The following is an 11,479-nucleotide window of genomic DNA, read 5'->3' as shown; positions in this document are numbered from 1 at the left end:
GGACCGCACCGGAAGATGTCGGGATCGGTGCGCGTCTATTCGGGGGCGCGCATCGCCCGGCACGAGCGGATGTTCGACGCGAGGATCGCGCGGGCACCGATCTCGGCGAGCCGGTCCATCACCGCGTTGTGGCCCTTGCGCGGCACCATCGCCCGCACCGCCACCGAATTCTCGTTCGCCAACGGCGAGATCGTCGGCGACTCGAGACCGGGCGTGACCTGCACGGCCTGCTCGAGCAGGTGCTTCGGGCAGTCGTAATCGATCATCACGTACTGCTGCGCGAAGACCACACCCTCGAGACGGGCGATCAGCTGGTTGCGGGCCCGATCCGAGCGATCCGAATCCTCCCGCTCGATCAGCACACCCTCCGAATCGCACAACGACTCGCCGAAGGCGACGAGATCGTGCTGCCGCAACGTCCGGCCCGAGCCGACCACATCGGCGATCGCGTCGGCGACCCCGAGCTGGATGGAGATCTCCACCGCACCGTCGAGCCGGATCACCTCGGCCTCGATGCCGCGGGCGGCGAGATCACGACGCACCAGATTCGCGTACGAGGTGGCGATGCGCAGACCCTGCAGATCCTCGACCGACCAGTCGCGGCCCTTCGGCGCGGCGTACCGGAAACGCGAGGACCCGAAGCCCAGCGACAACCGCTCGGTGACCGGAGCCCCCGAATCCATCGCCAGGTCGCGGCCGGTGATCCCCAGATCCAGCTCGCCGGAACCGACGTAGATCGCGATGTCCTTCGGCCGCAGGAAGAAGAACTCGACGTCGTTGACCGGGTCGATGACCGTCAGATCCCGCGAGTCGGTGCGCCGACGGTAGCCGGCCTCCTGCAGGATCTCGGCGGCGGACTCGGACAGCGAACCTTTGTTGGGGACTGCGACGCGCAGCATGACGGATTGGGTCCTTTCGAACGACGAGCAGAAGCGAGGAAGGGATCTACAGGGGGCACGGACGGCGGCACCGGCACAGCGGGCCACCGGCCGTCACAGATGCTTGTAGACGTCCTCGAGCTTCAGACCCCGCCCCACCATCAGCACCTGCACCCAGTACAGCAGCTGCGAAATCTCCTCGGACAGTTCCTCGTCGGACTGGTACTCGGCGGCGATCCACACCTCACCGGCCTCTTCGAGTACCTTCTTGCCCTGGAAATGCACGCCGGCGTCCAGGGCGGCGACGGTGCCGGAGCCCTCGGGGCGGGTCGCGGCGCGTTCGGACAGCTCGGCGAACAGGGAATCGAAGGTCTTCACAGGGGTCGATTGTTTCATGCCCCGCCACCGGCCCCACAGCCAGGACACCAACCCTCGCTCAGAACTCGAGTTCCCGCCCGCTGACGAACCGCCGCTCCACCCCGCTGATCGGATCGGTGAACTCCAGCGACCGCGCCAGCAACCGCAGCGGATCGGTGAAATCGTCCGCGTCGCGCCGCCGGAACCACGGATAGAAGTTGTCCCCCACGATCGGCACCCCCAACGACGCCAGATGCAGCCGCAGCTGGTGGGTGCGACCGGTGCGCGGGAACAACCGGTAACGGGCCAGCTCCCCACGCCGCTCGACCAGCTCGATGCGCGTCTCCGAATTCGGTTCGTCGGCGAACTGCTCGGCCGTCGGCTCCCCGTGCCGCTTGACGATCCGCGTGCGCACCACCTGCGGGAACGGCAGGTCGGACCGATAACCGGCGACCGCCTCGTACACCTTGCGCACCCGCTGACGCTCGAACAGCTCCTGATAGGGCCGCCGCCATGCCGGATCCGTCGTGCACAGCAGCACCCCGGCGGTCATCCGGTCGAGCCGGTGCACCGGCACCAGATGCGGCAACTCCAGCTCGCGCCGCAACCGCACCACCACCGACTCGCGGATGTGCGCTCCGCGCGGGATCGTCGCCAGGAAATGCGGCTTGTCCACCACCACGAGACCGTCCTCCCGATGCAACACGCGCACCGGGAACGGCACCGGCACCTCCGGCGGCGGATCGCGGTAGAAGTACACGAACCGCGTCGGCTGATACGGCGTGCACGCATCGACGCGGCGGCCGTGCTCGTCGACCAACTCCCCCGCCCCCATGTGCGCCGCCCAGTCCTCCTCGGGGTGGCCGGCCTGCAGGAACTCGACGATCGTGGCCGCGTCGGCATCGGCGGGCATCCGGATGCGGTCGGGGCCGAGCCCGTCGCGCACCGGCAGCGGTGCAGCACGCACCGGTCTACGCCTCCACGAGGTCCGGGACGCAGCCCTCGCACACCAGAGTCAACTCCCGGCCGTGGAGATCCGGATGATTCCGGTACCGCGAGGTCGGCGTCCCGCACAGGGTGCAGCGGCCGATCACCGGCGCCTCGGCGCTGAACTCGACGTTCATCCGCCCGTCGAAGACGTACAGCGAACCCTCCCACAGGCCCTCGTCTCCGAAGGTCTCGCCGTAGCGGACGATGCCACCGTCGAGCTGGTAGACCTCTTCGAACCCGCGATTGCGCATCAACGCCGACAGCACCTCACAGCGCACCCCACCGGTGCAGTAGGTGACCACCGGGCGGTTCTTGAGATGGTCGTAGCGTCCGCTGTCGAGCTCGGCGACGAAATCGCGGGTCGTGGCGACATCCGGCACGATCGCATCCCGGAACCGGCCGATCTGCGCCTCGAAGCGGTTGCGGCCGTCGAAGAACACCACCTCGTCGCCGCGCTCGGCGACCAGCTCGTGCACGCCGTGCGGCGACAGATGGGTGCCGCCGTCGACGATGCCGTTCTCGTCGACCTTCACCTCGTCGGGCACCCCGAACGTCACGATCTCCGGACGTACCTTCACCGACAGCCGCGGAAAGTCGTCGCCGGTGCCGTCGGACCACTTGATATCGGTGTCCTTGAAGGCCGCATAACCGCGCAAGCCACGCACGTACTTCTTCACGTCGGCGATGTCACCGCCGACGGTGCCGTTGATGCCGTGCTCCGAGATGAGAATCCGCCCGGTCAACCCCAGCGACGACGCGAGGGTGTGCTGCCACAACCGGATCGCCTCCGGGTCGGGCAACGGGGTGAACTTGTAGAACAGCACGATCTTCGGGACCGCCACCTCAGGGCACCCCCGCACCGTGCAGCTCGTGCAGATCCTCGGCGCTCAACCCCTCGAGCGTGGACCGGAACACCCGCCGCTCCGAGCCGGGCACATCCACCAGTGACGGCACCACCAGCACCGTGCACCCGGCCGCATCCGCCGCGGCCGCCCCGGTCGGAGAATCCTCCACCGCCAGACACTGCGCCGGATCCAGACCGAGCAACTCCGCAGCCCGACGGTAGGGCGCCGGATCGGGTTTGCCGGCCGGCACCTCGTCGCCACACACCGAATGATCGAAATGCTCACGGCCCAGGGTCGCGAGGGCCACCTCACACAACGCCCGCTCGGTGTTGGTCACCAGCACCGACCCCAGTCCCGCCTCGCGGACGGTGCGCAGCGCGGCCTGCGCGCCGGGCCGCCACGTGAGCCCGTCGGCGAACAACCGGCCCATGTAGTCGGTCAGCCACGCCGCCGCAGCCGCCGCCTCGTCCGGGGTCGGTTCCAGACCCAACCCGGCGAAGGTGCGCAGCACCGCCAGATCCATCGGCCCCCCGATCGTGGAGATGCGGGTCTCGTCGCTCATCGGCCCACCGAGATGCAACGACAACTCGTGCATCCCGATGTCCCACAAGCGTTCTGATTCGAGCAGGGTGCCGTCCATGTCCCACAGCACCGCCCGCAGCGCACCGGTCTGCACCGCGAGCGGCGCCTCCACCCGATCAGACATTGAAATACTTCGCCTCCGGGTGGTGCAGCACGAACGCATCGGTGGACTGCTCGGGATGCAACTGCAGCTCCTCCGACAGCTCCACCCCGATCCGCTCGGGTTCGAGCAGCTCGACCAGTTTGATGCGGTCCTCGAGATTCGGGCACGCGCCGTAACCGAACGCGAACCGGGCACCGCGGTAGGCAAGCTTGAAGTACTCCGCGACCTCCTCCGGATCCTCGTCCGCGGCCGTGCCGCCCTCGGCGAACGCCAGCTCCTGCCGCACCCGCCGATGCCAGTACTCGGCCAGCGCCTCGGTCAGCTGCACACCGATGCCGTGCACCTCGAGATAGTCGCGGTACGAATTCGACGCGAACAACTCGTTCGCGAAGTCCGCGATCGGCTGCCCCATCGTCACCAACTGGAACGGCCACACATCCACCTGGCCCGACGCGAGCGCATCCTCCCGCGACCGCACGAAATCGGCGATGCACAGGAACCGCGAACGCTGCTGCCGCGGGAAGGTGAACCGGTAACGCTCGGGAGCGTCCGGGCGCGGCTCGGTCAGCACCACCACGTCGTCACCCTCGGACACCGCCGGGAAGTAGCCGTACACCACCGCCGCGTGCTGCAGGATGCCCTCGGTCGCCAACCGGTCCAGCCAGTACCGCAACCGCGGCCGGCCCTCGGTCTCCACGAGCTCCTCGTAGCTCGGGCCGTCGCCACCGCGCTGCCCGCGCAGGCCCCACTGCCCCAGGAACAGCGCACGCTCGTCGACCAGCGCCGCATAGTCGGCCAGCGGGATGCCCTTGATCACCCGGGTGCCCCAGAACGGCGGCGTCGGCACCGGCAGATCCTTCGCGACGTCACTGCGCTCGGGGATCTCCGCCGGCGTTTCCGCGGCCTTGCGCTTCTCCGCGATCCGCTTGCTGCGCTCGTGCCGCTCCTTGCGCTCGGCGGCCTTGCGGGCGGCCTCGATCGCCTCCGGACTGTCCGGCGCCGGACCCTCACCGCGCTTCTCGGCCATGACCCGGTCCATCAGCGACAGACCCTCGAACGCATCGCGCGCGTAGGACACCTTGCCCTCGTAGACCTCCGCCAGATCGTTCTCGACGTAACTGCGGGTCAGCGCCGCACCACCGAGCAACACCGGGAACTGCTCCGCGACCCCGCGGGAGTTGAGCTCCTCGAGGTTCTCCTTCATCACCACCGTCGACTTCACCAGCAGACCCGACATGCCGATCACATCGGCGCGCTTGTCCACCGCCGCGTCGAGGATCGTCGCGATCGGCTGCTTGATGCCGAGGTTGACCACCTCGTAGCCGTTGTTCGACAGGATGATGTCCACGAGGTTCTTGCCGATGTCGTGCACATCGCCCTTGACCGTCGCCAGCACGATCCGGCCCTTGCCCTCGTCGCCCGTCGACTCCATGTGCGGCTCGAGGAACGCCACCGCGGTCTTCATCACTTCGGCGGACTGCAGCACGAACGGCAACTGCATCTGACCCGACCCGAACAGCTCACCGACAGTCTTCATGCCCGACAGCAGCGTGTCGTTGATGATCGCCAGCGGCGGGGTGGTCCTCATCGCCTCGGTCAGATCGTCCTCGAGACCGTTGCGCTCGCCGTCGACGATGCGCCGCTCGAGCCGCTCGAACAGCGGCAACGCCGCCAGCTCCTGCGCCCGCGACTCGCGTGCCGACGCCGCCGACACCCCCTCGAACAGCTCCATCAGCTTCTGCAGCGGGTCGTAACCCTCGCTGCGCCGGTCGTACACCAGATCCAGCGCGACCTGCCGCTGTTCCTCCGGGATCCGCGCCATCGGCAGAATCTTCGACGCGTGCACGATCGCCGTATCCAGACCCGCCGCGGTGCACTCGTTCAGGAACACCGAGTTCAACACCTGCCGCGCCGCCGGATTCAGACCGAACGACACATTCGAGATGCCCAGCGTGAAGTGCACCTCCGGATGCGCCTCGTGGAGGCGGCGGATCGCCTCGATCGTCTCGATCGCATCGCGCCGCACCTCCTCCTGACCCGTCGAGATCGGGAAGGTCAACGCATCGACGATGATGTCCTGCGGCGACAACCCCCACCGACCGGTCAGATCCGCGATCAACCGCTCGGCGATGCGCACCTTGTGCTCGGCGGTGCGGGCCTGGCCCTCCTCGTCGATCGTCAACGCGACCACCGCCGCGCCGTGCTCGACGACGTGCTCCATGATCCGCTCGAACCGCGAACCCGGACCGTCGCCGTCCTCGTAGTTCACCGAGTTCACCGCACACCGACCACCGAGATGCTCGAGACCCGCCTTGATCACGTCCGGCTCCGTCGAGTCGATCATGATCGGCAACGTCGACGACGTCGCGAACCGCGACGCCAGCTCCGCCATGTCCGCCGCCCCGTCACGCCCGACATAGTCGACGTTCAGATCAAGCATGTGCGCACCGTCGCGGATCTGATCCTTCGCGATGTCCAGGCACTTCTGCCAATCCGCGGCGAGCATCGCCTCACGGAACGCCTTCGACCCGTTCGTGTTGGTCCGCTCACCGATCATCAGGATCGACGCGTCCTGCTCGAACGGCACCGAGGTATACAGCGACGACACACCCGGCTCCGGCTGCGCGGCGCGCGGCGCCGGCTGCACCCCCCGCACCGCCGCCGCAACCTGCCGGATGTGCTCGGGGGTGGTGCCGCAGCAGCCACCGACGAAGGTCAACCCGTACTCGGAGACGAAACCTGCCAGGGCCTGGGCGAGCTCCTCCGGCTGCAGCGGGTACTCGGCGCCGTTAGCGCCCAGCACCGGCAGACCCGCATTCGGCATCACCGACACCGGGATCGTCGCGTGCTGCGACAGATACCGCAGGTGCTCGCTCATCTCCGCCGGACCGGTCGCGCAGTTCAACCCGATCAGGTCGATGCCGAGCGGCTCGAGGGCGGTCAGCGCGGCACCGATCTCGGAACCGAGCAGCATCGTGCCGGTGGTCTCCACTGTCACGTGGGTAACGATCGGGATCCGGCGACCGGCCTGCTCCATCGCCCGCTTGCTACCGATGATCGCGGCCTTCGCCTGCAACAGGTCCTGACAGGTCTCCACCAGGATCGCGTCGGCACCACCGTCGAGCATGCCCAGCGCCGCCTCACCGTAGGCGTCGCGCAGCGCAGCGAACGGCGCGTGGCCGAGGGTGGGCAGCTTCGTACCCGGACCCATCGACCCGATCACCATCCGGGCCATGCCGTCGGCGCCGGGACCCATCTCGTCGGCGACCTCGCGGGCGAGGCGGGTACCGAGCTCGGACAGCTCACGGATGCGGTCGGCGATGTCGTAGTCGGCGAGGTTGGGCAGGTTGCAGCCGAAGGTGTTCGTCGAGACGACATCGGCGCCGGCCTCGAAGTACGCCCGGTGGATCCCCCGGATCACATCGGGACGAGATTCGTTGAGGATCTCGTTGCACCCCTCCAAACCGCGGAAGTCGTCGAGCGACAGATCCGCGGCCTGCAACATGGTGCCCATCGCCCCGTCTCCGATGACAACGCGCTGGCTCAGCGCATCGAGCAGGACAGAATGAAGTGGGGTGGACATGCCCTTCAGACTAGTGGGCGCCCGGATCGGGCCGGGTCGTAGGCTGGACGAGTGAGTACACCCGAGTTTCCCGAGACCCCGGACCAGGACGTCCCCGTCCTGCGCGATCCGGTGCTCGTCGCCGCCTTCGAAGGGTGGAACGACGCCGGCGACGCCGCCAGCGGCGCCGTCGAACACCTCGAGTTGATCTGGGACGCCGAGCCGTTCGCGGAGCTGGACTCCGAGGAGTACTACGACTACCAGGTCAACCGGCCGCAGGTGCGGCTCGTCGACGGGGTCACCCGCGAGATCGACTGGCCCACCACCCGGCTGTCGCTGTGCTCCCCGCCCGGCAGCGACCGCGACATCGTCCTCCTGCACGGCATCGAGCCGAGCATGCGCTGGCGCAGCTTCTGCGACGCCATCATCGAACTCGTCGACGAGTTCGAGGTCCACACCGTCGTCCTGCTCGGCGCACTGCTCGCCGACACCCCGCACACCCGCCCGGTCCCGGTGACCGGCACCGCCTACAGCTCCGAGGCCGCCGAACGCTTCAAGCTGCAGACCTCCCGCTACGAAGGACCCACCGGGATCACCGGCGTGCTGCAGGACGCCTTCGTCCGCGCGGGCATCCCCGCGGTGTCGTTCTGGGCGGCGATCCCCCACTATGTGTCCAACCCGCCGAACCCCAAGGCCACCGTGGCGCTGCTGCGCCGCGTCGAGGACGTCCTCGACCTCGAGGTGCCCCTTGGCGAACTCCCCCTCCTCGCCGAGGAGTGGGAACAGACCGTCACCGACATGATCGAGGACGACGAGGAGATCGCCGAGTACGTGCGCACCCTCGAGGAGCGCGGCGACGCCGAGGCCGAGGAGGACATCTCCGAGGTCATCGCCAAGATCGACGGCGACGCCCTCGCCGCCGAGTTCGAACGCTATCTGCGGCGACGGGGCCCCGGCGGCTTCAACAAGTGAGGGATCTGCGCGAACCGCTGCAGCGCACGGCGCTGTACGCGGGCGGCTTCCTCGGTCCCTTCGGCGGCAGTGTCGTCGTGTCGATGCTGCCGGAGATCGGCGCCGACACCGGTGTGTCCACCGGCACAGCCGCGACGACGGTCACCGCCTATCTCGGTGTGTTCGCCGCCGCGATGCTGTTCTCCGGCACGCTCGGCGCACGGTGGGGACGCGTCCGCACCGTGCGCACCGCCTATCTCGTCTACGCGGCGGTCTCGATCGCCGCGGCGCTGGCGCCGACCTTCTCGGTGCTCATCGGCACCCGCATGCTGCAGGGTGCGGCCAACGCGTTCACCACTCCGCTGCTGCTCGCGGCGCTGGCCGTTATCACCCCGAAGGACAGGCTCGGACGCGCTCTCGGATTGTTCGGGGCGATGCAGGCCGCCGGCCAAACCGTCGCCCCACTGATCGGCGGTCTCGCCGCCGAGGTGAGCTGGAGATGGGCGTTCGTTGTGCTTGCCGGCGCCGCGCTGCTCCTGGCGCTCGCCGGCCTGCCCGAATCGGTGCGCGACGACCCGTCCGGTACCACTCGGGTCCGACTGCGCGACGCGCTGACCCCGCGCGTCCTGCGTATCGGGCTGGTCGCATTGCTCGGTTGGGGTGCGCTCGGCGGACTCGGATTCCTCCTCGCCTTCCGGGTCGAGGACGACTTCGGGTTGTCCCCGTCCGAACGCGGCGTGGTACTCACCGTGTTCGGACTCGCCGGCATCCTCAGTTCCCGGCCGGTCGGGATGCTCATCGACCGCGTCGGTGCCCGCGCGATCGTGCTCATCGGCGCGGTGAGCGGCGCAGCGCTGGTCGTGGTCGTCGGTACCGTCCCGTGGCTCGTCGTGCTCGGCGTCGCGTGGTTCCTGGCAGGTATCGCTTCGCAGTTCATCCTCGTCGGGGTCAACGCCGCGGTGCTCGGTGGGCCGGGCGGCAACCGCGGTGGCGCGGTGTCCGTCGTGCAGGCCTTCCGCTTCGGCGGTGCGGCCTTCTCCCCTCTCCTGCTGACGCCGGTGTACGGCGCCGACCCGGTCCTCGCGTTCCTGCTGCCTGCCGCGCTGCTCGGTGTGCTCGTTCCCCTGGCCATGACTCGACGCCCTGAGGCATCGAGCCGCTGACACCGACGTTCTCCTGGCAGGTTTGGTGGTTGGTAGCTGGTGCCCCGCTGTGCGGTGAGTAGGTCCTGAAGGAGGATGGATTCTGACTTTCTATGTTTTCCGTACTGTTCAGAATATCTCCAAGAGCTCTCGAACCGGTCCCGCAGTCGCCTCAGACCGAGCGTCTCTCCCGTCCTCGCCCACCCGGCGTCCGGCCGGTCCACCGCTGGAACGCCACCGAGAAGCTCGACGCATCGGCGTAGCCCAGACGGTGCGCCACCCTCTCCCCCGCCATCGTCCCCCAGCGTCTCGGCCACGATCGCCCGTTACGAGGCCCCCTTCCTCCCCCAGCGTCTCGGCCACCTGGTCCTGCGTGGGGCCCTCCGCGGCCCGGCGCAGCAGCACTTCCCGCACGCGGGCGCCGAGCTCGCCGTGGTTCTGTCTGCGCTGCAGCAGTTCCGCGCACTCCCGCAGCAGTACGGCGGCGGCCTCCGGGCTCGCGGTCGGCATGGGCCGGTCCAACGCCCGCGCGTCCACTACCACCGCATGCGTCGACGCCGTCGTCTTCACCAGGAACCCCCGGTCGCGAAACACCGGCGCGATCCGCTCACCGAGCGATTCGGCCACCTCGATGCGACGGATCTCGGACGGCTGCCCCCACAGCGCACCCCAATGGGCGAGAATCCCCGGGACGTCGCGCTCCAGCAGGAAGCCCCGCAGCTGCACCGGCACGTGCCGGTCGTCGAGGCAGAAGCGGACTTCGTCGCCCGCATACTCCAGGGCGGCGCGCGAGAAGGCGAAGGTGAGATCGAAGAAACGGGTGCCCACCTCGATGCCGTCGCGCACCGTCGCACAGCTCATCAGGGCGTAACCGAAGATCCCGTGCACCGCCGCCCGGATCGATGCGCGCTTCGGCACCACGGTGTTCCGGTGGCCTCTGGACGTCACCGACCGAGGATCCTTCGACGAATTCCTCAGCCTGGCCCACATGGAGTTCGGCGGGATCGACGTGCTCGTCAACAACGCCGGCATCATGCCCACCGGCGCGTTCCTCGAGGAGACCGACACGGTCACCGACCGGCAGATCGACATCAACGTCCGCGGTGTGATCCTCGGTTCGAAGCCGCCCGCGGCGCGGTTCACCGAACAGGGCTACGGACACATCGTCAATCTCGGCTCCGTCGTGGGCATCGAAGGCGCCCCCGGCCTCACGGTGTACTCCGCGACCGAGCACGCCGTGATCGGCCCGGACGAGGTCGCCGCCGCGATCGTGCAGGTGATCGCGACGGCTCGTCCCAGCCTGCGGTACGTGCCCCGCACGGCGGGCGCGATCCTCGGAGCGCGGAAGGCGGTGCCGGAAGCGACCCGTCACCGCATCACCGCGGCATTCGGTCTGCAGTCGCTGGCACTGAACACCGACGAGACCGCGCGGGCGGCCTACCGTCGGCGCACCGAGGCTCCGAACCAGGCAGCGGCCGGCGAGGACTCGGCGGCGAAGAATCCCTCCGGCAGCGCACGCTGATCCGACGCGCGCTGCCGACCGGGGCTCAGTCTCCGGTCGGCAGCGCGCGCAGCGAGCGCACCGTGGCGTCGACGGCGCGAGCCGCCTCGGCGCCCTTCTTGACGAAGTGCCGCGTGAAGTACTCGACGTGCTCGTCGTGCTCGTGGAAGTTGTGCGGGGTGAGCACGACGGAGAAGACCGGCACATCGGTGTCGAGCTGGACGCGCATCAGGCCGTCGATCACCGCGGTGGCGACGAAGTCGTGCCGGTAGATGCCGCCGTCGACGACCAGCCCGGCCGCGACGATCGCGTCGTAACGCCCGGTCTTCGCCAGTCGCTTGGCGTGCAGCGGGATCTCGAAGGCGCCGGGGACCTCGAAGAAGTCCAGGGCGTCCTGCGAGACGCCGAGGCGGGTGATCTCCTCGGTGAAGCCTGTACGTGCCTGGTCGACGATGGTGCGGTGCCAGGTCGCCTGAACGAACGCGATGCGCCCGGTGATGTCGGTCATGGTCACGAAACTAGCGCATGCCGCGTCATAGTTTGCGGTGCGGGAGAGGGGCTGTTCCGC

The 11,479-nt window shown here is 68.7% G+C and carries 11 protein-coding genes; 3 read left to right on the top strand and 8 right to left on the bottom strand.

The genetic code is table 11. The features are described 5' to 3' along the window. Positions 1-35 precede the first annotated feature (35 nt). The 6 genes from hisG to metH form a co-directional block, all read right to left on the bottom strand. Entirely contained in the window at positions 36-899 is an 864-nt protein-coding gene (hisG, locus tag AC6CID_RS14895) for an ATP phosphoribosyltransferase (RefSeq protein WP_006552165.1), read from the bottom strand. A gap of 93 nt (positions 900-992) precedes the next feature. Further along, positions 993-1,274, bottom strand: a complete 282-nt coding sequence (locus AC6CID_RS14890) for a phosphoribosyl-ATP diphosphatase (RefSeq protein WP_170318512.1) — start codon at positions 1,272-1,274, stop codon at positions 993-995. Between the two features lie 40 nt (positions 1,275-1,314). Then, positions 1,315-2,202 carry a pseudouridine synthase gene (locus AC6CID_RS14885; protein WP_498354156.1) on the bottom strand — a complete coding sequence of 296 codons (888 nt, stop codon included), beginning with the start codon at positions 2,200-2,202 and terminating at the stop codon, positions 1,315-1,317. A 4-nt stretch (positions 2,203-2,206) separates the two neighbouring features. Then, positions 2,207-3,067 (bottom strand): oxygen-dependent tRNA uridine(34) hydroxylase TrhO, encoded by an 861-nt coding sequence (gene trhO / locus AC6CID_RS14880; protein WP_019289517.1) that lies wholly within the window; start codon positions 3,065-3,067, stop codon positions 2,207-2,209. A gap of 1 nt (position 3,068) precedes the next feature. Then, the gene (locus tag AC6CID_RS14875; protein WP_064851807.1) at positions 3,069-3,776 is read right to left on the bottom strand and encodes an HAD family hydrolase; all 708 of its coding nucleotides are present in this window, start codon (positions 3,774-3,776) and stop codon (positions 3,069-3,071) included. Further along, on the bottom strand, positions 3,769-7,338 hold the full coding sequence (gene metH, locus AC6CID_RS14870) for a methionine synthase (RefSeq protein ID WP_217579772.1): 3,570 nt from the start codon (positions 7,336-7,338) through the stop codon (positions 3,769-3,771). Before metH ends, AC6CID_RS14875 begins: the two co-directional genes overlap by 8 nt. Positions 7,339-7,389: 51 nt before the next feature. On the opposite strand from metH, the gene AC6CID_RS14865 reads away from it, so the two are divergent. Together AC6CID_RS14865 and AC6CID_RS14860 are read left to right on the top strand one after the other, a co-directional pair. Further along, positions 7,390-8,289, top strand: a complete 900-nt coding sequence (locus AC6CID_RS14865; RefSeq protein WP_006552160.1) for a PAC2 family protein — start codon at positions 7,390-7,392, stop codon at positions 8,287-8,289. Then, positions 8,286-9,431 (top strand): MFS transporter, encoded by a 1,146-nt coding sequence (locus AC6CID_RS14860; RefSeq protein WP_006552159.1) that lies wholly within the window; start codon positions 8,286-8,288, stop codon positions 9,429-9,431. The genes AC6CID_RS14865 and AC6CID_RS14860 overlap by 4 nt, the downstream gene beginning before the upstream one ends. Before the next feature lie 108 nt (positions 9,432-9,539). Here AC6CID_RS14860 and AC6CID_RS14855 read toward each other — a convergent pair whose 3' ends face one another. Further along, positions 9,540-10,331, bottom strand: coding sequence for an AraC family transcriptional regulator ligand-binding domain-containing protein (locus AC6CID_RS14855; RefSeq protein WP_498354155.1), 792 nt, complete (start codon positions 10,329-10,331; stop codon positions 9,540-9,542). Between the two features lies 1 nt (position 10,332). On the opposite strand from AC6CID_RS14855, the gene AC6CID_RS14850 reads away from it, so the two are divergent. Then, positions 10,333-10,932 (top strand): SDR family NAD(P)-dependent oxidoreductase, encoded by a 600-nt coding sequence (locus AC6CID_RS14850; RefSeq protein ID WP_498354154.1) that lies wholly within the window; start codon positions 10,333-10,335, stop codon positions 10,930-10,932. A 25-nt stretch (positions 10,933-10,957) separates the two neighbouring features. On the opposite strand, the gene AC6CID_RS14845 is transcribed toward AC6CID_RS14850, so the two are convergent. Continuing rightward, positions 10,958-11,419: a 6,7-dimethyl-8-ribityllumazine synthase gene (locus AC6CID_RS14845; RefSeq protein WP_006552156.1), complete on the bottom strand. Its 462-nt coding sequence runs from the start codon at positions 11,417-11,419 to the stop codon at positions 10,958-10,960. Between the last annotated feature and the right edge of the window lie 60 nt (positions 11,420-11,479).

The sequence above is a fragment of the Rhodococcus sp. GQ147 genome (genome assembly GCF_059759155.1).
The sequence above is the reverse complement of the archived record's forward strand: the minus strand, read 5'-3'. Positions and strand labels throughout refer to the sequence as shown.

Bases quoted from the DNA above. Each gene is read 5' to 3' on its own strand.
- hisG (WP_006552165.1), bottom strand. From the start codon at position 899: ATGCTGCGCGTCGCAGTCCCCAACAAAGGTTCGCTGTCCGAGTCCGCC.
- AC6CID_RS14890 (WP_170318512.1), bottom strand. From the start codon at position 1,274: ATGAAACAATCGACCCCTGTGAAGACCTTCGATTCCCTGTTCGCCGAG.
- AC6CID_RS14875 (WP_064851807.1), bottom strand. From the start codon at position 3,776: ATGTCTGATCGGGTGGAGGCGCCGCTCGCGGTGCAGACCGGTGCGCTG.
- metH (WP_217579772.1), bottom strand. From the start codon at position 7,338: ATGTCCACCCCACTTCATTCTGTCCTGCTCGATGCGCTGAGCCAGCGC.
- AC6CID_RS14845 (WP_006552156.1), bottom strand. From the start codon at position 11,419: ATGACCGACATCACCGGGCGCATCGCGTTCGTTCAGGCGACCTGGCAC.